This window comes from Flavobacterium xanthum (assembly GCF_900142695.1).
GTDB classification, from domain to species: domain Bacteria; phylum Bacteroidota; class Bacteroidia; order Flavobacteriales; family Flavobacteriaceae; genus Flavobacterium; species Flavobacterium xanthum.
Map to the genome: position 1 here is coordinate 1 of NZ_FRBU01000033.1, position 26,288 is coordinate 26,288.

The 26,288-nt window shown below is 34.1% G+C and carries 21 protein-coding genes; 11 read left to right on the top strand and 10 right to left on the bottom strand.

The window, feature by feature from the left end; genetic code table 11:
- Positions 1-382: 382 nt before the first annotated feature.
- Together BUC11_RS12735 and BUC11_RS12740 are read left to right on the top strand one after the other, a co-directional pair.
- A complete protein-coding gene (locus BUC11_RS12735) occupies positions 383-1,297 on the top strand; it encodes a serine hydrolase domain-containing protein (RefSeq protein ID WP_245793879.1) in 915 nt (304 codons plus the stop codon).
- 108 nt (positions 1,298-1,405) lie between these two features.
- Positions 1,406-1,915 (top strand): GNAT family N-acetyltransferase, encoded by a 510-nt coding sequence (locus BUC11_RS12740; RefSeq protein WP_073354625.1) that lies wholly within the window; start codon positions 1,406-1,408, stop codon positions 1,913-1,915.
- A 238-nt stretch (positions 1,916-2,153) separates the two neighbouring features.
- On the opposite strand, the gene BUC11_RS12745 is transcribed toward BUC11_RS12740, so the two are convergent.
- Positions 2,154-2,711 (bottom strand): DUF4494 domain-containing protein, encoded by a 558-nt coding sequence (locus tag BUC11_RS12745; RefSeq protein ID WP_073354627.1) that lies wholly within the window; start codon positions 2,709-2,711, stop codon positions 2,154-2,156.
- A 365-nt stretch (positions 2,712-3,076) separates the two neighbouring features.
- Between BUC11_RS12745 and BUC11_RS12750 the strand changes: the two genes are divergently transcribed.
- From BUC11_RS12750 to BUC11_RS12765, 4 genes are all read left to right on the top strand, one after another.
- Positions 3,077-3,703 (top strand): TetR/AcrR family transcriptional regulator, encoded by a 627-nt coding sequence (locus tag BUC11_RS12750; RefSeq protein WP_073354629.1) that lies wholly within the window; start codon positions 3,077-3,079, stop codon positions 3,701-3,703.
- A complete protein-coding gene (locus tag BUC11_RS12755) occupies positions 3,693-5,018 on the top strand; it encodes a TolC family protein (protein ID WP_073354631.1) in 1,326 nt (441 codons plus the stop codon). Before BUC11_RS12750 ends, BUC11_RS12755 begins: the two co-directional genes overlap by 11 nt.
- 9 nt (positions 5,019-5,027) lie before the next feature.
- Entirely contained in the window at positions 5,028-6,107 is a 1,080-nt protein-coding gene (locus tag BUC11_RS12760; RefSeq protein WP_073354633.1) for an HlyD family secretion protein, read from the top strand.
- Positions 6,108-6,186: 79 nt separating this feature from the next.
- Complete coding sequence (locus BUC11_RS12765) at positions 6,187-7,770, top strand: MDR family MFS transporter (RefSeq protein ID WP_073354635.1); 1,584 nt, start codon at positions 6,187-6,189, stop codon at positions 7,768-7,770.
- Positions 7,771-7,878: 108 nt separating this feature from the next.
- On the opposite strand, the gene yaaA is transcribed toward BUC11_RS12765, so the two are convergent.
- A complete protein-coding gene (yaaA, locus tag BUC11_RS12770; protein ID WP_073354681.1) occupies positions 7,879-8,637 on the bottom strand; it encodes a peroxide stress protein YaaA in 759 nt (252 codons plus the stop codon).
- A gap of 172 nt (positions 8,638-8,809) precedes the next feature.
- Between yaaA and BUC11_RS12775 the strand changes: the two genes are divergently transcribed.
- Both BUC11_RS12775 and BUC11_RS12780 read left to right on the top strand, forming a co-directional pair.
- On the top strand, positions 8,810-9,331 hold the full coding sequence (locus BUC11_RS12775; protein ID WP_073354637.1) for a GNAT family N-acetyltransferase: 522 nt from the start codon (positions 8,810-8,812) through the stop codon (positions 9,329-9,331).
- Between the two features lie 114 nt (positions 9,332-9,445).
- Positions 9,446-10,693, top strand: a complete 1,248-nt coding sequence (locus BUC11_RS12780; RefSeq protein ID WP_073354639.1) for a protoporphyrinogen/coproporphyrinogen oxidase — start codon at positions 9,446-9,448, stop codon at positions 10,691-10,693.
- 181 nt (positions 10,694-10,874) lie between these two features.
- On the opposite strand, the gene BUC11_RS12785 is transcribed toward BUC11_RS12780, so the two are convergent.
- The gene (locus tag BUC11_RS12785) at positions 10,875-12,407 is read right to left on the bottom strand and encodes a SulP family inorganic anion transporter (protein ID WP_073354640.1); all 1,533 of its coding nucleotides are present in this window, start codon (positions 12,405-12,407) and stop codon (positions 10,875-10,877) included.
- Positions 12,408-12,835: 428 nt separating this feature from the next.
- Here BUC11_RS12785 and BUC11_RS12790 point away from each other — a divergent pair, with 428 nt between their 5' ends.
- On the top strand, positions 12,836-14,254 hold the full coding sequence (locus tag BUC11_RS12790; RefSeq protein WP_073354643.1) for an amidohydrolase family protein: 1,419 nt from the start codon (positions 12,836-12,838) through the stop codon (positions 14,252-14,254).
- A gap of 92 nt (positions 14,255-14,346) precedes the next feature.
- On the opposite strand, the gene BUC11_RS12795 is transcribed toward BUC11_RS12790, so the two are convergent.
- Positions 14,347-16,815, bottom strand: a complete 2,469-nt coding sequence (locus BUC11_RS12795; protein WP_073354645.1) for a zinc-dependent metalloprotease — start codon at positions 16,813-16,815, stop codon at positions 14,347-14,349.
- A 268-nt stretch (positions 16,816-17,083) separates the two neighbouring features.
- Here BUC11_RS12795 and BUC11_RS12800 point away from each other — a divergent pair, with 268 nt between their 5' ends.
- A complete protein-coding gene (locus tag BUC11_RS12800; protein ID WP_073354647.1) occupies positions 17,084-18,145 on the top strand; it encodes an alkaline phosphatase D family protein in 1,062 nt (353 codons plus the stop codon).
- Positions 18,146-18,351: 206 nt separating this feature from the next.
- A complete protein-coding gene (locus BUC11_RS12805; protein WP_073354649.1) occupies positions 18,352-18,798 on the top strand; it encodes an endo-arabinase in 447 nt (148 codons plus the stop codon).
- A gap of 189 nt (positions 18,799-18,987) precedes the next feature.
- Here BUC11_RS12805 and BUC11_RS12810 read toward each other — a convergent pair whose 3' ends face one another.
- The 6 genes from BUC11_RS12810 to BUC11_RS12835 all read right to left on the bottom strand — a co-directional run bounded on the left by BUC11_RS12810 (position 18,988) and on the right by BUC11_RS12835 (position 25,781).
- On the bottom strand, positions 18,988-19,353 hold the full coding sequence (locus tag BUC11_RS12810; protein ID WP_066081531.1) for a response regulator transcription factor: 366 nt from the start codon (positions 19,351-19,353) through the stop codon (positions 18,988-18,990).
- Positions 19,354-19,501: 148 nt separating this feature from the next.
- Complete coding sequence (locus BUC11_RS12815; protein WP_073354651.1) at positions 19,502-21,859, bottom strand: response regulator; 2,358 nt, start codon at positions 21,857-21,859, stop codon at positions 19,502-19,504.
- Positions 21,860-21,868: 9 nt separating this feature from the next.
- Positions 21,869-22,291: a response regulator gene (locus tag BUC11_RS12820; protein ID WP_073354655.1), complete on the bottom strand. Its 423-nt coding sequence runs from the start codon at positions 22,289-22,291 to the stop codon at positions 21,869-21,871.
- Between the two features lie 21 nt (positions 22,292-22,312).
- The gene (locus BUC11_RS12825; RefSeq protein ID WP_073354657.1) at positions 22,313-22,723 is read right to left on the bottom strand and encodes a response regulator; all 411 of its coding nucleotides are present in this window, start codon (positions 22,721-22,723) and stop codon (positions 22,313-22,315) included.
- Positions 22,724-22,727: 4 nt separating this feature from the next.
- Positions 22,728-23,456 (bottom strand): sensor histidine kinase, encoded by a 729-nt coding sequence (locus tag BUC11_RS12830; RefSeq protein ID WP_073354659.1) that lies wholly within the window; start codon positions 23,454-23,456, stop codon positions 22,728-22,730.
- A gap of 6 nt (positions 23,457-23,462) precedes the next feature.
- Positions 23,463-25,781: a PAS domain-containing sensor histidine kinase gene (locus BUC11_RS12835; RefSeq protein ID WP_073354661.1), complete on the bottom strand. Its 2,319-nt coding sequence runs from the start codon at positions 25,779-25,781 to the stop codon at positions 23,463-23,465.
- Between the last annotated feature and the right edge of the window lie 507 nt (positions 25,782-26,288).

Sequence of the window (26,288 nt, forward strand, 5' to 3'; positions counted from 1 at the left end):
GTTATTTCCGATTTTAGCCTAGAAAATAGAAATGAAAACTTAAAAAACTATCTTAAGTTTCTAAAAAAGTTGCATCGCGAATAGGTCGCAGCATAATATATAAAATAACGATTTGCCAACAGCCATTTTGAGCTAGCTGGAATTTAGTGGAATTAACGTTTCGCATCAAGTTTTCGTTAGGCCGAAAACCTAGCGTTTACGAACATCCAACCATCTCAAAGCAGCAAAATGTAAGACCTCAGTTAACCAAAAAACCGAAAAGAAAACAAGAAATCAAATTATGCAAAATAATAAACAATTATTCTTAAATTTCATAGTTGTATTACTTCTGATAAACAATATATCTGCTCAAACAAAACAAATAAACCAAATTGATTCTTTAATGAACCACTACAGTCAAATTGGAGCTTTCAATGGAAATATAGTTGTTTCAAAAAATAATAAAATTATATACAACGCTTCATTTGGGTTTACTGATGAAACTAAAACGAGAAAATTAACGACTGACTATAAATTTAATATTGGCTCAATTACAAAAGAATTTAGTGCGGTTGCTTTGATGCAATTAAAAGAACAAGGTAAACTAAAACTGAACGATAAGGTTTCCAAATTTATTCCCGAATTACCAAAATGGGCAAATGAAGTTGCTATTGCAGATCTATTACAGTACAATAGTGGAATTCCTAATGTAAATTGGAAAAGTATTCAAAATGACAAAGACCTTTTTGATGGTTTAAAACTAATTGATACTCTTGATTTTAAACCAGGTACAAATTATGATTACAATAACAACAATATCTTTTTGAGACAGTTTATTGTTGAACGATTAACAGGAATGTCTTTTAAAACATATGCAGAGAAATTTATATTCAAACTTTGCAAAATGAATTCGTCTGTAATGACTCCTTTTGAAAATGAAAAAAACATAGCCAAGGGATTTAATAATAATTTGGTTCAAGATAAAACGGATTTATCCATAACAGGCGGTACTTATTTAACTACAATTGATTTATTAAAATGGGTAAATTGTCTTCACTCGAAAAAAATAGTAAACAAAAAATCACTTTTTGAAATTGGTCAACAATTTAATTTGGAAGAAACTCAATCAGCTTTAGGATTGGCAAAATATAAAAACGGAAATTTGATTGAGCATTTACACGATGGAAGGGCTGGGAATTATGAAGCAATTTTAGTTTCAAATATTACTAAAAAGTTTACTATAATTTTGTTAGACAATAATTATAACGGAAAAGTTTTTGAAATTTCAGATGCGATTATTGAAAAATTGAAAAAATAACCGATCGCCTAACCTTAGTTTGGCAATATGGCGGGGATTTGACCAAATTTAAAATTTATTTTGTACTTTTAAAACACAATCATTTACCAAAAAACTCAAATTACAATAATGAATTATAACTTTAGAAAAGCAACACTATCTGAAATAGCTCCAATATGGGCCATTTTGCAACAAGCCATCCAACGACGAAAAGAAGACGGCAGTGCGCAATGGCAAGACGGTTATCCAAATCCAGCAGTGGTACAAAAAGATATTGAACAAGGAGCAGGATTTGTTTTAGTTGCGGGAAAAACTATCATCGGTTATAGTGCCGTACTCATCAATGATGAACCTGCTTATGGAAACATGGAAGGAAAGTGGCTTACGAATGATGATTTTGTTGTGATGCACCGCGTAGCTATTTCTGAAAACTATTTGGGAAAAGGTTTGGCAAAACTGATGATCAAAAACATAGAAAATTTTGCGTTAAGCAACAACATTTTCAGTGTAAAAGCGGACACTAATTTTGACAACTTACCTATGATGAAAATTTTTGAAAGTCAAGGTTATACCTATTGTGGCGAAGTTTATTTTAGAGGAAGCCCACGAAAAGCATACGAGAAAGTCTTAACTAAATAGGGCTAATTATAATTCTAAAAACTTTGGAATAATTACCTCGATGCAGAGCCCCAGCGGTATTAGCGAAATAGCAACCACAGATTCACAGATTTTCAATACTCTTTTTTAATCTGTGAATCTGTGGCTAAAAAATCCATGCAGAGCTTCGAGGAATTAAAAAACCGCAAATTCGCAAATAAAAACAGCCAACAACTGTTTCGATAATTTGCGAATTTGCGGTGAATTTTTTAAAACAATCTTAAACAGTAGCTTCTTCTTCAGGAGCAGTTTCAAATTCCATGTGATCCTCGATTTCTGCAACAACTTCTGGTTTCGAAGCTTTCAGCGCATTGAACTTTTCTATTTGTTCTAACTCTCCTTCTTCACCGCTGAAATAAGGAAAAACATCCATGATAGGAGATTCCATGATAGCGGGAATAGTGTAGTCACCCATCGTTCCTTTCATGATGCCAGTTGTATTATCAAAAGCTTCTTTTACATCATTCGCTTGCACTAATAAATACATGCTTGTCTTGCGCTCTTTGCCGCTTTCTTCATCATAAGCCAGTAAAGAAACTTTCGATTTAAACCAACGATCGGCATTTTCAAATGGATGGATCTCCGCATAATTGGCCATTTTTATATTGGTGATTTTAAACTCTTCACTAATATAGGCCGACATTTCCTCAGTAATTCTACTTTCGGCTTCTGTGTAAGACAAAGCATCTACCAAATAGGGTTCCGTTGTGATTTTTTGCCCGCCGGTTTCATCTGTTTTTCTATATTTTACTTTGCATTCGTACCAAATTGTGCTCATCTCTATGTTTTTTTAAGGAGGTCAAAGATAGATTTTAAAGGAAAAAAAAAGCACTTTCCATAAAATAGATATTCACAATTTATAAGGGAGACTGTATTGATTATGGATACAACTCTGTAACTAGACACTATAAAACGACAGAAATGAACAAAGGAGCTACTAATGAAAGCAAACTATCTTGCTCATAAATGGCAATGAACGTATTGAAATTTAAAAGTTTACCACGGAAACTAGATTCGACCGCAAAACCTTTATATTAACATAAAAAAAGAATTTATTTCATGTTAATATAATGTTAAATAAAAACTAAACAGTTGTTTAAATTAAACGCTTGTTTAAATTTGTTTTGAATAAATTAGATCCAATTGAAAAGTAATTTTAACGAAAAACAAATTCAAATCCTCGAAGTGGCTGAAGTTCTTTTTGCTGAAAAAGGATTTGATGGCACTTCTATTCGAAACATAGCAAAAGTGGCAAAAATTAATGTTGCCATGGTTTCTTATTACTTTGGTTCCAAGGAGCGTCTATTGGAATCCCTTATTGTTTATAGAACTTCTGATCTTAAAAATCAATTAGACAATTTACTGCAGGAAGATCTGGAGCCTATTGATAAAATCAATAAACTGATTGAATTGTACATCAATAGAATTAATAGCAATCGAGGAATTTATAGAATTCTACACTTTGAATTTACTTCTAAAAAAAGAGAGCAAAATCTTCAGGCTTTTTCGGAATTAAAAAAGGGAAATCTCAAATCTCTAGAAACCATTATTGAAGAAGGTCAGAAAAAAGGAATTTTCAGAAAAGACGTTATTATTCCGCTTATTACGCCCACTATTTTGGGTACTTTCTTTCATTTTCACATGAATAAACCTTTCTTCGAAAATTTATTAAATTTAAAAACAGAAGATTTGTACAATAACTACATAAAAACCAATTTGACAAAGCACATTCAACAAACTATTAAAGCACTTCTGATTTATGAAAGTTAGTCAATTCATGCTCTTTGGGGTTTTCTTCATTGGAATTTCCGCTATAGAAGCACAAGAAAAAACAAGTTTAACCTTGAACGAAGCCATTAATTTGGCTTGGACCAAAAGCAATGAGGTTACGTTGGCAAATACAAAAGTAAAAACCAAAAAGTACGAATTGCAATCCACTAAAAACAATCAATATCCAGATTTAAAATTATCGGGTCAATACCAAAGATTGGCTAATGCATCAGTTAATTTTAAACTCAATCAAAATAACAACGCGCAACCACTACCAATAGTAAATCAATTGATGATTGGACAACTGAATGCCAGTGTTCCTGTATTTTCTGGCTTCAAAATTCAGAATAGTATTACTGTTTATGAGAATTTATATCAGGCAGAAATGGCAACGGCTTCGCAAACAAAAGAAGAAATAGCGTTGCGGGTTATCGATTACTACGCTAGCTTATACAAAGCTCAAAAAACAATTGAACTTTTAAAAGAAAATCAAAAAAGTGCACAACAACGTGTAAAAGATTTTATCGAACTGGAAAAAAACGGAATTATTCCCAGAAATGATCTGCTGAAATCTAAATTACAAACTTCGCAAATTCAACTATCACTTGACGAGACGAACAACAATCTAAAAATTATCAACTTTTATTTGGTCACGCTTTTAAAATTAAATCCCAATACAAAACTAGAAATTCGGGAAGAAGATTTTGCTGATTTCCAAATGACGAATGTTCCAACAAATGAATTACCGGCTTTAGAAAATCGCAAAGATTTAGAAGCCATACGCTTTCAAGGAAAAGCAAGTGAAGCTAATATTAAAATAGCCAAAGGTTCCTACTATCCAGCGATTGCTATTGTTGGCGGGTACACTGCGTTAGACTTGAGCAATGTAATCACGGTTCAAAATGCGATGAATATTGGTGTTGGAATTTCTTATGATTTAAGTGCGATACTTAAAAATGGCACGCTGGTTAAACTAGCCGAAAGTAAATATCTGGAAGTACAAAATTCAGAATCGATTTTAACTGATTACATTAAAATTCAGGTAAAAAAGGCTATCGAAGACTACGACTTAGCGTTAAAACAAAGTGTTGTTTATGCGGAAGCAGAAGAGCAATCTACTGAAAATTACCGCATAGTTAAAGACAAATATGATAATGGACTATCCGATACCAATGATTTATTGGAAGCGGATGTAGAGCAACTAAGCTCTAAAATTAATAAAGCTTTGGCCAGAGCCAATACCATTCAAAAATACTACGAGTTGCTTTCCGTAACCGGCCAACTATCACAAACCTTCAATATTGCACAAAAATAATCACACCCCATGGAAAAGAAAAAAACAAATAAAAAATTTATTATTATCCTAGTGGCTTTGGTAGTTTTAGGTGCAACTTACGGGACTTATAAATACATGCATTCCCAATCGCATGAGGAAACTGATGATGCCCAAATTGAAAAAAACATGAATCCAATTATCCCAAGAGTTTCGGGATATGTGGACAAAGTATATATCAAAGACAATGATTTTGTAAAGAAAGGCGATACGCTTTTTACGATTGACAAAAGAGATTATCAATTAAAAATTGAAGAAGCCAATGCTGCAATGGTTGGAGCGGAAGGTAATTTTGAAGTTTCTAAAGCTGATATTGGAAGTGCATTGGCCAGCATCTCTGTTTCTGATGCGAATGTATTATCAGCAGGTGGAAATATTGAATCGGCAAAAATTAGATTAGGACGTATTACCAGTGATTACAACCGATATGACAATCTATACAAAAGCCATTCGATTACAAAACAACAATACGAGCAAGCCTTAGCTGCAAAGCTGGAAGCAGAAAGTCAAGTTCGTGTGTTGCAACAGCAAGAAAGAGCAAGTGCTTTTCAAAAATCAGTTATTGTGGCTAAGTCAAAGGTTTCAAACAAGCAAACAGAAGTCGCTGCTGCCAATATTACAAGAGCCAAAGCCGTATTAGATGCTGCCAAATTAAATTTAACCTACACGGCAATAACTGCTGCAATTGATGGGCAGGTTTCAAAAATTGATATTCAACCCGGACAATTAGTGCAACCGGGACAATCGTTATTTTACATCATCAATAACAAAGAAGCTTGGGTAATTGCTAATTTCAAAGAAACGCAATTAAACAAAATGGTTATTGGTCAAAAAGTAACCGTAAAAGTAGATGCGTATCCAGGTTATAATTTTCAGGGATCCATTACCTCTTTCTCACCGGCTACAGGTTCCCGATTCTCTTTATTACCTCCTGATAATGCCACGGGAAATTTTGTAAAAACAATCCAAAGATTACCAGTTAAAATAAGTTTGAATACGACAAATGATCCAGAAAAAATAAAATTATTACGCCCAGGAATGAATGTAGATGTGGACGTACACTTGGATTAAATAAAAAATTTGACAGCTTTTAAAATGTCAAAAGGAGGCAGAACTTTTAAGAGAATGATAGTTTACAATTTAGTATAAAATGGTACAAACCGGAGAAGACGATTTAGTAGAATATGGCTTTAGAAGAGTCATCATAACCATTACAGCCGTTCTTTGTGCTATGCTAGAAATTGTTGACACTACAATTGTAAATGTAGCATTAAACAATATGCGAGGCAGCCTTGGTGCTTCTCTAACTGATGTGGCTTGGGTAATAACTGCTTATGCAATTGCCAATGTGATTGTGATACCGATGACGAGTTGGTTGTCGCAACAGTTTGGACGCAGAAATTATTTTGCAGTTTCCATTATTATCTTTACAGTTGCCTCTTTTTTATGTGGAAATGCCAATAATATATGGGAATTAGTCGCCTTTAGATTTATACAAGGACTCGGAGGAGGCGCTTTATTAGTAACTGCACAAACCATCATTACAGAGAGTTACCCCGTTGCCAAAAGAGGTATGGCACAAGCCATTTACGGAATGGGAGTGATTGTGGGACCAACTCTCGGACCGCCATTGGGAGGATATATTGTAGATCATTTTTCCTGGCCTTATATCTTTTACATCAACATTCCGCTTGGAATTATCGCTACATTATTAACCCTATCCTTCGTAAAAAGTCCAAAATATGGTGACAAACTAAAAGCGAGTCAAGTCGATTGGTGGGGAATCTTTCTTTTAACTGCTTTTATTGGTTCTCTACAATATGTTTTAGAACATGGTCAGCAAGATGGTTGGTTTACTAATACTACTATTGTCCTTTTATCTGTGATTTCCATTTTTGGTTTATTGCTCTTTATTTGGAGAGAGCTAACCTACAAACATCCCATTGTGAATTTAAGAGTTCTTAAGGATACCAACTTAAGAGTAGGAACAATTATGTGTTTTATACTTGGTTTCGGGTTGTATGGTTCTACTTTTATTATCCCCATTTATACACAATCGGTTTTGGGCTGGAGTGCATTGGATGCTGGATTATTATTGATTCCTAGCTCCATCACTACTGGAATTATGATGCCCTTTATAGGCAAAATGATTCAGCGTGGAGTCCCACAAGCCTATATGGTTGCTGCAGGTTTTCTAACCTTTTTCCTTTTTACCTACTGGATGCAACAAGTAATTACGCCAGATTCTGGTGAAGAACATTTATACTGGCCATTAATATTAAGAGGCGTTGGTCTTGGTTTATTATTTGTTCCTATTTCTACACTTTCATTGTCCACTTTAAAAGGAAAAAGTATTGGCGAAGGAGCTGCTTTTACAGGAATGATGAGACAACTAGGGGGGTCGTTTGGTATTGCCATTATCACCACTTTCATTGCCAGATTCAATCAGGAACACCGAGTAAATCTTATATCACATCTAAATGCTACTTCCTTTGAAGTACAGAAAACGGTTCAAGAACTCAAAATGGGATTCATGTCCAAAGGGTTTTCTGAGAATGAAGCTTTGGCAAAAGCTTACAAAGCGATAGAATATAAAGTAATGGTACAAAGTTCTGTACTATCGTATATCGATATTTTCCTTTATTTAGGCGCTTTGTTTTTGTTGTGTATTCCTTTTATACTTTTGATAAAAAAAGGTAAAAACAAAATCAATCCAGCCGATGCCATGCATTAATAGATAGACGATTTATAACGTTTTCTTCTCTTACGCTATAAATCGTGTTGTCTTATAAACCCAAAAACAGCATCTTCTTGCAGGATTTCGTATAGCTAGTCTCTAGGATTATCGGGTAAAAACCAAATGACTTCCTTCTGATAAATTGGCGTCAAATTGATAGCCATCGTAATTGAAACCTTTTAGATCGTCTACTGTTTGAGCATTGGTATCGATGATGTAGCGCACCATCATGCCCCTCGCTTTTTTAGCAAAAAAACTGATTATTTTAAGTTTTCCGTTTTTGTAATCCTTGAATTCTGGTGTAATTACAGGAAAATTTAATGCTTTAACATCTATTGCTGAAAAATATTCAGTACTGGCTAAATTCACAAACAATTCTCCTTCATTAACTTCTTTATTCAAGGCTTCGGTAATTGTAGGTTTCCAATATTCATATAAATTTTTGCTTTCTCCAATGGGTAATTTGGTTCCCATTTCCAATCTATAGGCCTGCATTAAGTCTAACGGTTTCAGCAATCCATACAAACCGGAAAGGATGCGCAAATTATCTTGTAAGGCTTGAATTTTATTTATAGGTAACGAGTAAACGTCTAATCCCGTGTACACATCGCCATCAAAGGTATAAACCGCAGGACGTGCATTTGATGTTGTAAAAGGCGTTTTCCATTCTTGATTTCGTTTCCAATTTAAATCGGCCAATTTATCTGAAATACTCATTAAATCTGATAAATCAGAGGGCTTTTTCTCTTTAAGCACTTTTTGAATCTGTTTTGACTCTTTTAAAAATAAAGGTTCTGTATATAATTTAGTAGGTAATTCTTTCTCGAAATTTAAGGATTTGGCTGGTGATATAACAATTTTCATAAATACTACTCTTTCGAGCTCTTTCAATTAATAAACTCAAAAGTACAAATTGAAAACCGGAAACGACAACTATTTGCATCGATTTGTTTAATAATGTCATAAATAATTAAATTCACAACCCATTATATTTGCGTATTTTTGAGTTCGAAATAACTCAAAAGAGGACCTCAAAATGAATCCAATTGAAATCCAAAAAGCAACTCTAAATGATCTTGAAATACTCCAAAAATTAAGTATTCAAACATTTACAGAAACCTTTGCTGCCGTAAATACGCCTGATAATATTACCAACTACATCAATGATAGTTTCAACACACAGCAATTAACAACGGAATTAAGCAATACGAATTCAATGTTTTATTTAGCCTATTCGAATAGAGTAGCCGTTGGTTATCTAAAAATAAACTTTGGAGATGCCCAAACCGAAACCCATGATCAAAATGCTTTGGAGGTACATCGAATTTATGTTTTGCAAACTTTTCACGGTAAAAACATTGGACAATTGTTGCTGAACCAGGCAAAAAAGATAGCCGAAAATAATGGTGTTGCTTCTATTTGGCTTGGTGTCTGGGAAGAAAACTACAGAGCGCTTCAATTTTATGCTAAAAATGGATTTGTCGTTTTTGACCAACATGTTTTTACATTGGGAAATGACAAACAAACTGATTTATTAATGCAGCTTAGACTTAAATAAAAGTAACACTTGGTTGCCCCTTTTACCAAGTATTTTTAAATTTTAAATTCGTCCTTATTTGCGCCAATCGGAAATGTTATTTGGCCTATTTTTGTACTAAAGAGGATTAAAACTATGAAACACGATGTGATTATTATTGGAGCGGGACTGTCAGGACTGGCTGCGGCTGTTCATTTGCACCGCCAAGGGAGAAAAGTACTTGTTCTAGAGGCCAGCGACCGTGCGGGAGGAAGAATAAAAACCGATTCTCATGACGGATTTCTCTTAGATCGAGGTTTCCAAGTACTTTTGACTGCTTACCCAGAAACGCAAACCTTACTCAATTATAAAGACTTACAACTAAAAAAAATGCTGCCTGGAGCCACCGTACTTTATGACGGAGGCATTTTTGAAATTGCAGATCCCTTACGAAGACCTTCGGCAGCATTGGCAACCCTTTTTGCGCCAGTTGGTACGTTAAAAGATAAAATGAATACCCTATGGTTAAAAAATAAATTACAAAAATTAACCATCGAAGCTATTTTCGAACAACCAGAACAAACAACACAAAAGCAACTGGCTGAATATGGTTTTAGTCCAAAGATGATTCAGCGTTTTTATGCCCCTTTCCTTTCTGGAATCTTTTTAGAAAATAAATTGCAAACTTCCCGACGAATGTTCGATTTTGTGATGAAAATGTTTTCTGATGGTGACGTAGCAGTTCCTGCTTTAGGAATGGAAGAAATCCCAAAGCAACTAGTAGACATGCTTCCCCAAGGAAGTATAGCATGCAATACGAAGGTAACTGCTGTTGATGGCAATAAAGTAACTACCGCAGATGGAACAATTTTAGAAGCCAACCAAATCCTTTTGGCAACGACCGCCAATCAACTTACAAAACAATTTTTTCCTAACCAAAAAATGACTTCACATCAAGTGACTAACCTCTATTTTGAAGCCAAAGAAGCGCCTACTGATAAAGCCGTAGTTGTATTGAATGCTTCAACACAGAAAAAGTGGGTCAATAATTTGACGGTTCTTTCTAATGTTTCTGAAGCTTATGCGCCAAAAGGCAAAGTACTTATTTCTGTTTCCTACAATGGAATCCCAACTATTGATGACGCAACTTTGGCAGAAAATATGAAAGATGAATTAAAACAGTGGTACGGTCAAAAAGTTACTTCATGGAAAATGCTAAAAGCATATCGGATTGAATATGCTTTGCCAACACAGGAAAGTGTGCGGAATGAAATCGCGGCTTCTGAAATAAAAATATCAGATGTACTTTATATTTGTGGAGACCACTTGCTGAATGGCTCTATCAATGCCGCTTTAAAAACGGGAAGATTGGCCGCAGAAGCAATGAAAATTCAAGGTTCCTAATATAAATAGTTTTGTCAAAAAATAAATTTTACATTTAAAATCTTAGGCCATTTATTTTTACAAAAAAGTCGCTCTACCTAAATCATAGTATATTTTTTAAAATCATTAAGAAAATTAAGTTCTACTGTTCTTGATTTTCTTAATGATAAAAAAAGACTACCATTACTAATTGGCACTTTATTTAATCAATCACTACTTTATAGGTTGGATCTTCTAGAATATTAACGTCTATAATCTGATCTGCATTTTTTAGTAAGGTTTTACAATCCGCACTTAAATGTTGTAAATGGACCGTTTTATTAAGTTTAGCGTACCGTTCTGTAATTTTGTTAACGGCATCAATCGCACTCATATCCGTAATTTTGCTTTCTTTAAAATCAATAATAACCTCATTTGGATCATTGAAAACATCAAATTTCTCAGAGAAAGCGGTTGTGGACGCAAAAAATAAAGGGCCATATATTTCATAATGTTTCACTCCTTTTGCATCAATGTATTTTTTTGCCCGAATTCTTTTAGCACTTTCCCAAGCAAAAACTAGTGCGGAAATAATCACTCCTATTAAAACTGCAAGCGCTAAATTGTGCAACAGAATGGTAATTACTGCTACTAGTATTCCAACAAAAATATCATGTTTTGGCATTTTATTTATAATTCGGAAACTCGCCCACTCAAATGTTCCAATAGCTACCATAATCATGACACCAACCAAAGCTGCCATGGGTAATTGTTCAATTATTGGAGCTCCAAACAAAATAATAAGCAGTATTGTCAAGGCAGCTACAATTCCAGACAAACGTGCTCTAGAACCTGCAGATAGATTCACCAATGTTTGTGCAATCATGGGACATCCTCCCATCCCGAAGAAAAAACCATTTAAAATATTTGAACTTCCTTGCGCAATACATTCTCGATTTCCATTGCCTTTAGTGCCTGTAATTTCATCTACCAAGGACAGTGTTAATAATCCTTCAGTCAATCCTACAGAGGACATGATTAAGGCATACGGAAATATAATTTCAAACATTTCAAAAGTAATTGGAACATTAGGAATATGAAATGGAGGAAAACCGCCGCTGATTGAAGCAATATCTTGGACCGTTTTTGTTTCGATTCCAAAGAAAAAAACCAGTGCAAAAACAACGATAATAGCGGCTAATGAAGCCGGTATCGCTTTTGTTACTTTTGGCAGCACCACGATAATCGCAATGGTAAGTGCAACTAAACCTATCATAATTAGTAAAGGATTTCCGGAAAGCCATTCAATTTGCCCATTGACAATTGCTTTGAATTGATCCAATTGCGACATGAAAATAATAACCGCTAAACCATTGACGAACCCAAACATAACCGGTTGCGGTACCAATCGTATAAATTTTCCGAGTTTAAAGATGCCCACTAGAATTTGTAAAGCACCTGCCAAAGCTACTGCTGCAAAAACATATTCTAAGCCGTTGGACTTCATTAAAGCAATTAAAACAATCACTGTAGCTCCAGCTCCTCCAGATATCATTCCAGGTCTTCCACCAAAAACTGCTGTGATTAAACCCGCAATAAATGCAGCATACAACCCCATCAAAGGTGGGAAACCGGCAACTATTGCAAAAGAAAGCGATTCTGGAATCATCGTCATAGCTACGGTCAAACCTGCTAAAATTTCTATTCTAAAATTGACTTTTTGAGAAAAATCAAATAAATTAAATACTTTTTTCATTTCATAAATATAAGTGGACGACACAATTTCATAGTAAGAAATCACATCGAAACAAAATTCGATAAATTGTTTTTGGGAGAAATCCCTCGATTTACAATCTATAAATCAGTGCGGAAAATCTTGAGAAGAGGTTGTACGTTGTTTTTTCATCGGAATTGCAAAAATAGAACTTTTTAATTGTTTTTACAACCAGAATTGGACCTACTGCACAACACTTAGGCTATGGTACAAAGTATTTTAGAATTCCGTTAATAAGACCGCAGTTATCTCTTGCTTTAAAAAAATAAGACTTTTAGCTCTAAATTTTTAAAATCCATCAAAAATATTCATCTTTGACCTATTAAATATTTTTTATTCGCAAAAATTAAGTAGAAATACAACGGACCAATTTTGACAGATAAAAAATCAGTTCTTTAAAAAATTATTTTATGAAATTACTATATACTTTATTTTTTGCTTTTTGTTTAACCAGCAGCTATTCTCAAGCAACGAATGACTATTTTGAGACTATTAGGGATAACGAAGTCGCGTTGACTGCTTTCTTTTCCCACATGCCAAAAGGCGGCGATTTACACCACCATTTTTCCGGTTCTATTTATGCAGAACCTTTATTGCAACGTGCCATTGCAGCTAATTTTTATTTGAATACGGAAACGATGGATGTCCGAAAAGAAAAACCATCTTCGGGAGATTGGCAATTATTCTCTACCTTAAAAACGAATGGAACTCTAGATTCTTACCAACAAAAAATCATGCAAAAATGGTCTATAAAGGACTATAATTATGTGGATTACCCTTCTGATAAGTTATTTTTCGAATCCTTTATGAAGTTTGAACCAGCTATAAAGGGAAATTTTGGACAAGGATTATTGGAACTCAAAAACAGAGCTATTTCTGAAAACGTTAGTTACATTGAAACCCAATTATCTACGATTCCAACAACCCTAAATACGGATGATTTAACAAAGTTCAACTCAAGATTGCGAAAATTAGCTTTGGCGAAAGACGAAAAAGCAATTTTAACCACATTAGATTCTGTTTACAGCTCCTTATTAAAAAAAGAGGCTGAATCTTATGCCAAAGATTTCAACACTAATTTTGTGGCAAAACTTCACAAAGACCTTAAAATTGATGACAAACAATTTACAATGCGGTACCAAAATTTTGTATTGCGTTTCATGGAACCTGTCGATTTATTCAAGAATCTGGTTATCGCTTTTATTTCGGCAGATGAAAGTCCGCTGATTGCAGGAGTCAACATTGTTTCTCCAGAAGATGGAGCAACGTCGATGAAGGATTATTGGTTGCACATGATAATGTTTAAATATTGTCATTCCCGTTATCCAGACGTAAAATACGCGATGCATGCTGGCGAACTTACCTTGGGATTAGTACAACCCGAAGAACTTACGTGGCACATCAGCGCTGCGGTTTATACTGCAGGAGCCAACAGAATTGGTCACGGAGTAGACTTAGCTTACGAAAAAGACTCGTATGATTTATTGCGTTACATGGCCAAGAAATCAATCCCAATTGAAATTAATTTAGTAAGTAACGAATTTATTTTAAAAGTCAAAGACAGCCGTCATCCATTGACCATGTATAAGGAATTTGGTGTTCCTATTGTTATTAGTACGGATGATGCTGGAATTTTACGTACTAATATGACTGAGCAATATGTACTATTAGCCAAAAGATACAAGGGCGTTTCTTACAGCGATATCAAGCAATATGTGTACAACAGCATCAATTACAGTTTTATAAAGGATGAGGGTGTAAAAAAACAACTTCTTAAGGATTTAGATCTTAGATTTAAGACTTTCGAAGCAAACTTTCCAATGAAATAAATCTGTTTTTAATTGTAAAGTCTATTGCATCAAACCAAAAAGTCCGCTCGAAAGCGGACTTTTTTTATGTAACAGAAGCACATGAATGTTGCTTATTTAGGATTTAGGATTAATTCAATTCGTTTGATGGCATCTTCATAATGGTATTTTGTTTCTGTATTTATGCCTCTCGTTTTAGCAACTGACAAAGTGTTTTTTAAGGTGTTCAACTCGCCTCTGACCAATCCTCTTATATCAGATTGTGCCACATTGTAAAAGTCAGAAGAGCGACCTGCTTTAATTTCTTCTTTCATCAGATACCCCATTCTCTCGATGTAAGCGCGTTGTAGGTTGCGTCTATAAATGGTAACATTCGTTGGCAAAGCAGCTTCTTTCCAGATTCCTTTACGCATATCCCCAAGTAAATCGAGCGCTTTATAATTAGCTGCTCCCATTATTTCTGCATCCATTAATCGCCCAATACGCTCAAAACTCAGCACATTATTTACATGTCGGGCTTGCAAGTTGCGGAAACGCTCTGTGTATCCTGAGTAATCAATATTTTTCAAAGTAGTCACATTGACCAACCAGGTTGGAGAAGCAAAAGCATTTGTTTGCAACCATTGCATGGCTTCCTGTTGTTTGGCTTTTGGAACAACATCATAAATAGTTCCGTTCTGGTTTGGTTTTTTAGCAGTTTCATAAACTCCTCCAACATTGGTAACGACATGTCCTACATACCTGCTCCAAACATCTAACATCTCTTTGTATAATTCATCTAAATCTTCATAATTATTAGTTACGTCACTGGTCCATTCTGATAAATGTGAGGCTACATACTGCAAGTTTTTGAGTCCATAAGTACTCGCTTTCATCGCATTATTCCCAATATCTTCTGTTTGCGAAGTAGGGTCAAAACTGCTGCTTTGTTTGCCATATTTATAAATAATATTTGCAGATTTTTCCATTATCCATTGGTCTAATGTAGGCACTTCTGCTTCGGCGGAAGTCACATTAGGAATCACTCTGTATCCCCAATTAGTTGCGTAATGATCGTACGGCCCCATTTTACGGATAAAACGAATGTTTTTATCTCCAGGCTGTGCAATATAATTAAAGCGCGCATAATCCATCAAACTGGCCGCGATTCCACTTTTTTGTGTAAAGTCACCATCTCGATAACTTTCGGTATCATAAGCACAACTTGCGCCCATGTTGTGGGGAAAACCAAGCGCATGTCCCACTTCGTGAGCGATAACCATACGCATCATTTCACCCATTTCTTCCTCACTGGTGTTTAAGGTTCGTGCAGTTGGATTTGCAGCTCCGGTTTCTAATAAATAGCGGTTTCTGTAGGAGCGCAAATGGTTGTGGTACCAAATCACGTCGCTCTCGATTATTTCTCCTGTTCTTGGATCAGACACACTTGGTCCAACCGCATTACGCGTCGTACTCGCCACATACCGAATTACAGAATACCGAATATCTTCTGGGCTGAAATCAGGATCTTGTTCCTTTGTTGGTGCATCTTTGGCAATAATTGCATTTTTAAAACCAGCTGTTTCAAAAGGCTTTTGCCAATCTTCAATACCTTGCTTGATGTACTTGCGCAGTTTTTCAGGAGTGGCAGGATCTAGATAATAAACAATAGGCTTGATAGGTTCCACCAACTCCCCTTTGGCATAAGCGACAGGATCTTTAGGCTCCAATTTCCAGCGGCGAATGTAGGTTTTACTGTCTGATTTTAATTCGTTACTTCCATAATCGATTTGGCTCATCGTAAACCAGCCCACGCGCGGATCAGCGAGGCGCGGTTGCATCAATTTTTCAGGCAACAGAATCATCGATTGATTCATTTGGATGCTGATCGTTTCGGCATCTTCTTGACTAGGCGGTTTAGAAGCATTATAACTAAAATCTTGAATCACTTCAATATTCAAGGGGAAACTTTTCATTGTATTGATAAAACTGCGAGATTCATCCAATCCTTTTACTTTATAGGTTTCTCTCATTTCAGCTGATAACCCGCTGATCGATTTTACATCTGTACCATAAAATTTAGTTACGTCAATTACCGTACTTGCTGAATCTTTGCTGAATGCAGCAATATCAAAAGCAAATAAAGTAGGCTCATAATTGTTGGATTTAACCGATATACTGATTGGCAAACTGTCATTAGCCACCGCGCTAAATGATTTCAATTTAATTAAGATTTTATCTTGAAAACGTTGCCAAACAATCAACTGTTCGTTCGTTTCGGATCCTGCATTTACATAACCACCTCCTAAATTAGAAGGTAATTTAGACAACCGGCTCACTAAAAGCATGTCTTTATCTAAGTATTTGTTCGGGATTTCAAAAAAATATTTTTTATCTACTTTATGAACCGTGAACAAGCCTTGATCTGAAATAGCGTCTTTGGTAATTACCTTACTGTATTCCTTGATGATAGGTTCTGGCTTCTTATCTGGAGCGGGAAGCGCCACAGCATTTTTATCTTTTTTTCTTTTAGATTGGGCAAACTGGGTGGTGGGTATTAACAATGTGGCTGCGATTGCAGTTAAAATGAAAAATTTCTTCATTTGGTGGTTATTTAATGGTTAATCAATATCAAAAATAATTTTTAGTGTCTTCAAATTGTAAGTTAATCAACGTTTTAACTTTTAATTAACAACTGTTTTGAGTCAAATATTTTATTTTTCAGAGGCTATCTCATGCTTTTGTTTGCCGTTCTTTTTTATTACATTTGGTCATTATGAATTTATTTTCTAGTCATTACAAGTGATGCAGTACTTCGTTTGGAACTGTGTTGATTTTTGTTAAAAATATATAACCCACAAAATATAAAAAATGATTCAATATAGTTTTAATAAAATCCTCTTGTATGCAGTATTGCTTTTACTGCTTTCCTACAATGGGTATTGTCAAAAGAATATTTCAAAAATAGCTTTTGGTTCTTGTTCACATCAAAGTAATCCGTTGCCCATTTTTGATGTTGTAGTGCAACACAAACCTGATTTATTTATCTTCCTTGGCGATAACATTTATGGAGATACGGATAACATGACTATTCTTCAATCTAAATACGAACAGTTAGCCGCCAAGCCCTCTTTCCAAAATCTAAAAAAACACATTCCTATTATTGCAACTTGGGATGATCATGATTATGGACAAAATGATGCCGGCAGGCATTATCCCAAAAAAGCAGAATCTAAGGAACTTTTTCTGAGTTTTTTTGATGAACCTAAAGATTCAGAAAGAAGAAAACATAAAGGTATTTACACTTCCTATATGTATGAAAACAAAGGAAAAAAAATACAGATTATCTTGTTAGACAACCGTACTTTTAGAGATAATTACAAGAAATACAACGGCGAAGTTGCTGCGGATAAACGGTTTTTCTACGATCTAGATTATACTCAGCAACAAAAACCTGATTCAACCTATTTAGGAGCAGCGCAATGGAAATGGTTGGAAGAGGAATTAAAGAAACCCGCCTCCATTAGGTTGATTGGTTCCGGATCTCAGTTTGGAATTGAATATAATGGCTATGAAGGTTGGGCTAATTTTCCGCTGGAGCAAAAAAAATTCTTAAATCTCATCAAAAAGACAAAAGCTAATGGTGTTTTATTTTTAACAGGAGACGTACATTATGCTGAAATTTCGAAACTTACTGAACCAGATCTCTATCCTATTTATGATGTAACTTCCAGCGGTCTTTCCTCCACTTGGCATTTTGCTACACCAAATAAAAATAGAATTGAAGGTCCCATTATGGAAAATCATTTTGGCTTAATTACTATCGATTGGAAAAATAAAATTCCAAAAATAAAAATGGAAATTTGGGATAGTTCCGACAATCAGCGCATAGAATACACGGTTGGATTGGATGAAATTAGTTTTAAAAAATAACCTTTTTTTGGACAACGCGTTACAGAAGAATTGAAAACGACTTGGTGGTCTATTTTTTACTTCGATCTGTCCAAAATTACAAAAGAATTTGATTTTCAGAATACTACATAGAAAGTTGCTACTATTGTATTGACTTTATTCACTAAAAAAATGTTGTTTTATTCTGAAGAGTTGAAACAAATTTTAATAACTCCAAAAAAAACATTATGAATTATAAAACATTACTTTACTCGATTATTGCAGTAACACTAATTGCTTGTAATCAAAAGAGTGACGAATCAGAAAATATCAAAAAACTGCTAGAGAAAGAATCAGCAACATGGAGAGCCGGAGATGGAAAAGGACATGCCGAATGCTGGCATATCCAACCCTATAGCAGAATATTAGTTTCAACAATAGATGGACACACTTTAGATATTCCTGCAATTGCAATGACCAATACAGATCCAAAATCTATGGGGAATGGCGGCTATGCAATCAATACAAATTACAAAATGAGTATTAAGGAAAATAATGCTTGGGTGAGTCATGACGAAGTTTCTACTGCAAAAGATGGTAAAAGAAGTTACTCCCATGAAATTAGATTGGTAGAAAAAATAAAAGGAGAGTGGAAATTGGTAGGACAGTCCATTCATATCTATAAATTAGAATGATAGCGCAAAAGTGACATAATTTTCGCTTTTTTTTTAACGACAATTTATCTATAAAATTTTATAATTTTATGTAATTATGCAGCATGACACTAGGCTTTAGAAACAGTACTTTTATCCCTTATTTCTGGGGATTTATGTCCTTGCAAGTGGATGCAGTGCATACCTACAAGAACAACTTGTACCTGCTTTTTATTTCTTAAGCAGCAGGCGTTTTACTCTAACAGATAATTCATTCGGACTGAATGGTTTTGTTATAAAGTCATCTGCTCCAAGCTCAAAAGCTTCCAAAACTGTTTTCTCCAATCCCACTGCAGACAGCATGATTATTGGGATGTTCAATTTCAACTCGATTTTTACTTTTTTGACAATATCTAAACCGGTTACAAATGGCATCATAATATCTGAAATTATTAAATCTGGATTTTCAGAAACAATTTTTTCTAGTGCAATCTGACCGTTTGGACATAAAAGGACTTTATATCCTTCTCTAACCAATTTAAATTCCATGGCTTTTGACATCATTTCGTCATCCTCAGCAACTAAAATTGTTTTCATATTAACTGGTTTTATAGATTCATACTAAAAGCAGCACAATTGTATTCCCCCGTCATTTGATTTTTCAGGAGAATTAATTTCTAAAAATAAGATTTTTTACACTGCCTTAATCGCAAATTCATAGGACAACAACAATTAAAGCTCCTATTTACGAATAAAGCTCGATCGCTACCTGTAATTCCTTGATAGCCAACTGGCAAATAGCATTTAACTTAATAACTTCCTCTATTCTTTTTTGTCCTAGAGGGTTTATTTCAATTTCTTTTTCAATAATGTCAACACATTGAGATCCTTTGACCATCCCTAACAAACTTAGAGAGGACTTAAGCTTATGGATTTCTTCTTTCAAAATTATGAGATCATTATTCTCATTAGATTTCAGAATTATTTCCATTGTTTCTGGTGTGTTTTCTAAAAAAAGCGTGATCATCTCTTTAATAAAAGTCTCATCACCTTCCGAAAACTCTTTCAAATATTTAAGATCAACTAGTTTTTCTGCTGTTAATTCTTCCTTTTGCACAACTGAAGAGTGTGTCATGTTTACTTTATTTACCTTTAAATTTAAATACAATTTATTCAATAACACATCAAAATCATAGGGCTTAGATAAATAATCATTCATTCCATTTTCAAGGCATTTTCGTTCTTCCTCAACAGTGGCATGCGCTGTTAATGCAATAATAGGAATCCCCGCTTTTTCTCCCATGTTAGACCTAATATAATTAGCGAGTTCAATACCATCCATTTCAGGCATTTGTATGTCTAACAAGATAATATCATAAGCCGTTTTTTCTATCTTTTCAATTGCTTTTTTTCCGTTTTCAGCAACATCAATTTCTTTCCCCCATTTTTCAAACACTTTGATTGCCAGAAGTTGATTGAGCTCGTTGTCCTCCACTAAGAGTATTTTGACCTCCTTTAAAAAATCTGGAGCAATGGTTTTGTTTGTCAACTGAGGCGACATCGTAATTCCCTTTTCCGCTTTTTTATACACTAAAGAAAAGGAGAATTCACTTCCTTTAGAAACTGCACTTTCAACACTAATTTTGCCTCCCTGCAACTCAACAAGATTACGTGTAATTGTAAGTCCAAGTCCTGTTCCACCATATTTTCTTGTTGTTTCATTTGATGCCTGATTGAAACTTTCAAATATGGAATTTACTTTATCGCTTGGAATACCAATGCCGGTATCGATAATTGAAAATTTCAATTTGCATTCTGATGCTGTTTCCTGCACTTCAGTAACTACTAATTCTACAAAACCTTTTTCGGTAAATTTAAGTGCATTCCCCAGTAAGTTTACTAATATTTGAGATAACTTCGTAGGATCACCAATTAGATTATCAGTTATTTTGGAATCAATATCGTATAACAATTTTATTTTCTTCTCTTTTGCATTTTGAGCCAATAACTCAATAACCGAAGAAACTGTTTTTGATAGCGAAAATTTCACCTCTTCAAAAGTCATTTTATCTGCTTCAATTTTTGAAAAGTCAAGAATATCATTAATAATAAACATCAAGTTTTGACTGGCTTTTTTAATAGCCTCTACACTTTGCTTCTGGCTATTATCTAATTTAGTACCTTCGAGAATTTTGGCAAATCCAATAATACCATTCATAGGAGTCCGAATCTCGTGGCTCATATTCGTTAAAAACTGTTCTTTTACAACTACTGCTTTTTCAGCTAATTCCTTAGCCTTTATAAGCTCAGCCTCTGTTCGTTTCTGCTCGCTAATATCTTGAATGGTTCCAAGTATTTTACAAGGTTTGTCTCTATCATCATTCAAACATTTAATAAATTGCTTGATGTATTTTACAGTTCCTTTTTTACTAGTTATACTATGATGAAATTGTACTTCCGTTTTTGTGGTTTTAACGTGTTTTAGATTAGTTTCAAAAAGGGCTAAATCTTCGTCATCTGTAAAACAGGATTTAAAAAAATCAACTGAAGCAATCTTCTGGTTTTCAACTTCAAAAATAGCAAAAAATTCATCTGAAAAATACACCTCATTATTGCTTAAATTAATTTCCCAGCTCCCTATTTTAGCTAATTTTTGCGCTTCAAGAAGTCGATTTGAATTGACTTTCAAAGCTAGTTCGGTAACTTTTCTAAGTTTTAAACTTTCATGCGACTTAATGGCATTCCTGATACTTTGAGATACCCCATCTGGAGTCAGTAACGTTTTTGGAATATAATCTGAGGCGCCACTTAATATTGCTTGACTAGCGATTTTTTCATCTCCTTGTGAGGTTACAAAAATTACAGGCGTCTCAATATCCAAATCTCTAATTTTCTTCAAAAAAGAAATTCCATCGGTTTCGGGCATCATATAATCTAAAAAAATTAAGTCATACTCCAATGTTGTAATTTTTTCAATTCCATCTTTTGCAGAAAAAACGCTATCGACCTCAGCAATTATGCCAGATTGCGCAATGGAACGAGTGATCGTGATCGCATCGATTTTATCATCGTCAATTATTAATATTCTTAAAACTTGGGCCATAGTATGCTTTTATTTTTGACTAGAAAATTCAATAATATTCCAATATTCATTGAGGACTGAAACGAATGAGTTTAGAGTTTGGCTTTCAAATGACATGGGAATATATCCTGCAATATTCAAATTCAAAGCTGCTGCTTTATTTATTTCATTTTCTGAATCTGTGATTACAAAAACTAAAATTGATTTTAAATCCGTATGATTTCGTATTGAATTTAAAAATTGTATTCCTTCATTCTTCGTCCTGTTGACATCGATTAAAATTATTTTAGGTATCGGGCTTAATTTTTGAGAGCCATCTAGCATCGACCATGCCTCATTTTCATTTGCAGCTGAAAATAAAGTATGTTTCACCTCTATTTCTGAAAAAGATTTTCTGAAGCTTTCGATGATAGCCTTTCTATTGTCGACCAATAAGATACTTGCATTTCCCATAACAAAAATGAATTGGATATATTACAGTTCACATAATTGCCAGAAGTTCTTGAGAGTAGCCACTGAAGTCAAAAACTTTTCAAAAGAAAGTGGCTTAAGGATATATCCCGCAACATTCAAATTGTAAGCATTTATCTTGTCACTATCCTCGTTTGAAGTGGTCATAACAAAAACAGATATGTTTTTAAGTTTCTCGTTTTCCCTCATTATTTTAAGAAACTCAATCCCATTCATTTTTGGCATATTAATGTCTAGAATGATAATTTTAGGCAGCGGAATAATATGGTTTTCCAGCATTTCAAGTGCTTCCACTCCATTTCCGGCTACAAAAAGCGGGTTCATGATATTATTTTTAGAGAAGGCTCTTTTTACATTCATTACATCTACTTCATCGTCTTCGACCAATAAAATATTTACCAATTTTTGGTTCATAATTTTAATTTTTTAATATTATTATTTTAGGCCAAATTAACGTAAAAATTGAGCCATTGTTTATACCAGCAGAATATTTAATTTTTCCTCCCACCAATTTCATGATTTTACAACTGATGGCTAATCCTGCTCCAGTTGTATCCACAACATCTTTAGAATTAACAGTGTAAAAAATAGAGAAAATTTTAGACGCTACTTGTTCGGGTATTCCGGGGCCATTATCGCTAACTTTTATTTCATAGTCGCTTTCGGTTTCTACAACCTCAACACCTACTTTTCTATTTTCTTTATCGTGAAATCGGACGGCATTGTCGAGTACACTCAATATCACTTTTTGCAATTTCGCTCCTAAAGTTAAACAATTTTCATTAATAAGAGTCGTGTTTAAAGTAAATTCAACGTTGGAATTAGGCTCCAATAATGCAATACTATTTGCCATCATTTTAGAAATATTCACTTCATAAAATTCCAATTCTACCCGATCCACGCGAGAAAGTTCCAACAGTCCATTCATCATGTTTTCCATTCGATTGACTCTGTTTTTCAGCAAGCTTAAGTTTGCAAGCACTTCTTGATTTTCAACGGCTCCTAAATCCTCTTCAATCCACGTGGTTATATTTGAAATTGCCCGCATAGGCGATTTTATATCATGTGAGACTATATACACAAATTCTTCAAACTCTTTTTTAAGGGCTACTAATTCCTGTTGACATTTATCTTCTGCTTCCTTCATCGTTGTTTATTTAGGGAATGTAAAAACGAAACTACACCCTTTATTTTCTTCGGATTCAATATGGATACTTCCTCCTTTTTCTTCAATAATTTTTTTTACAATTGACAAACCTATACCTGTACTCTCTTTTACATCACGTGCAACAATAGTTTGAAAAACTTTGAACACTTTTTTGTGGTATTCTATTGCAATCCCAGGACCATTGTCTTTTATAGTAAATTGATGAAAACCGGGCAGTGCTTTATACTGGCAGTCTATTTTCCCTACTGCCTTATTACTGTACTTAACAGCATTGCTAATCAAGTTACTAAACACTTGCTGCAAAAGTATTCGTTCCGATTCAATCACTGGAAAGTTTTCACCAATCGTGATTTCAAAGCCTTGCTTGGGAACAATAGAATCTATAATTTGAATCAACATTAATTTTAAATCAATATTTTCTTTTTCTATTTCGGTACGACCAATGCGAGAGTATTCTAGAACTCCATTGATTAAGTTTTCCATTCGCAACACTCTTCCGCGAAGCAGGTCAAAATTAGCGCTAACGACCTCAGGCATATCTGGCATATCTTCGACAATCCACTCTGACAAATTATTAATGGCTCTAAGTGGCGCCTTTAAATCATGTGAAACTACATAAGCAAACTGATCGAGTTCTTTGTTTTTTTTACCCAAATTCAATAATGCACTTTGTAAGTTTGCTTCTGCATTTTTTTGATCGGTAATATCGGTGCTTATTGAAATGTATTGATACGGCTTATTTTTTTCGTCCAAAAACGGCACGATAGTCGCCTTTTCCCAATAATAAGAACCGTCTTTAGCTAAATTCCTCATTTCGCCTTTCCAAACATTCCCGTTGACAATTGTTTTCAAAATTTGTTTCGCAAACGCTTTAGGAAAATGCCCTGTAATAGTGCGTTGATCTTTGCCTATCAACTCGTCTTTGGTATATTTAGAAATACTACAGAAGTTATCGTTCACATAAGTTAGCAATCCCTGTTGATCTGAAATAGATACAATTGCTGATTGATCTAAAGCGGATCGTATGTCTCTTATTTCTTTTGATTTTTGAATGATTTTTTGCTCTGCCAGTGTTATCTCAGTTACATCCTGAATAATTCCTTTTAACTCAATCACTTCCCCTTTTTCATTTTTAAAAGGTTGTCCAATTTCTAGAATATGTTTGACTCTTTGATCTGGAAATACGATTCTATATTTGATTTTAAAGTCTTTTCCTGTTTGTATGACATCCTCACTGACTTGATCCAGCTTTACTAAATCATCCTTGTGAATTCTGCTTCTATATTCTTTATACAACTGATCTGAAGGCAGTTGATCTAATTCAAAAATACGATAATGACCCTCTGACCAAACAAGATCATTAGTAACTAAATTAAATTTCCAACTCCCAATTTTAGCAATATGCTGCGACTCCTCTAATAGATTATTCCCATCGATTAGATGTTGCTCGGCTTCTTTTTCCTTTGTTACATTTCGAGCAATGCAGTATAAATTCCCAGTATTAGGCTCTGGAGAAGTATTCCAGCTCAGTATAATATAATCTCCACTTTTACAACGATAACGGTTCTCAAAACTTATCGTTAATTCCCCCTTTGATAATTTCTCTACTTCCTTGTAGGTTTGAGCCAAATCATCAGGATGCACCAGATCAATAAAAGGAGTTCCTTCCAATTCTTCTTTAGAATAACCTAAAACCTTTGTAAAAGCGGGATTAACTTTATAGAATAATCCATTCACATTAGCAATACAAACCAAATCTTTAGACAGTTCAATGAAATTTTGTATTTCCTTTTGAGATTCAAGGAAATCTAAATGTTTTTTGCGTGAATCTAATAATGCAACAACATGATCAGCAAGTAATTTTAGGGCGTTTTTTTGTTCTACATTAAGAGCTCGAGGTTCCGTATCAATCACACAGAGCGAGCCCATATTAAACCCGTTTCTAGTTCGAAGTGGAGCTCCTGCATAAAATCGAATATTAGGACTACCAGTTACCAATGGATTCTCCGAAAACAGCTTGTTTTCAGTAGCATTCTGAACTTCAAAAACATCATCACCTAAAATGGTATATTGACAAAAAGACAGCTCTCTCGATGTTTCTGATACATTTATTCCTACTTTTGATTTAAACCATTGTCGGTCTTCATCTATTAAATTAACTAAAGCAATAGGGGTTCCGCAAATAAAAGAAGCTAGCTGTGCAATAGAATCATATTCTTGTTCAGACAAGGAGTCCAGAATAGCATAGTCTTTCAGTACTTGGAGTCTTTCAATTTCATTCTCCGGTTTAGGATCTATTTTCATTAAAATAAGGATTTTCTTTACTATTGTTGAGCAATAATTGATGGTTAATTATTTTATGCTTATCATTCCTACGCACTAATTCCAGTCGAAAAAACAATTGGTTTGGCTACAAAAATAAAATTAATTTCGAATTATCAGAATCATAACTGCTTAAATTTATAGTAATCCATAAAAAAAAACTCCTTTTTCAGATTATTTTCAAAACACAAAAAATCAAAATTAGGAAAAATAAACACATCTACTCAAGAACACTTTTTTCTGTAATTAAAAACTTTTTGTGAAAGTGATAATTACAGTATTTCGATTAGTAACATCATTTGATTCTTTTATTTCTATTCCTTTTTAATCCCTTCCTCCTAAAATAAAGACAAGTACTACTGCTTATTAGATATTCAAAATAAAAAATAAAATAAATCATTCGACAAAACACATATTATAATGATAAACAACAACTTGTAAAATAAAAATGTTGTTTTTCTTAAAATTAGAAAAAATATTTGTCTAAAT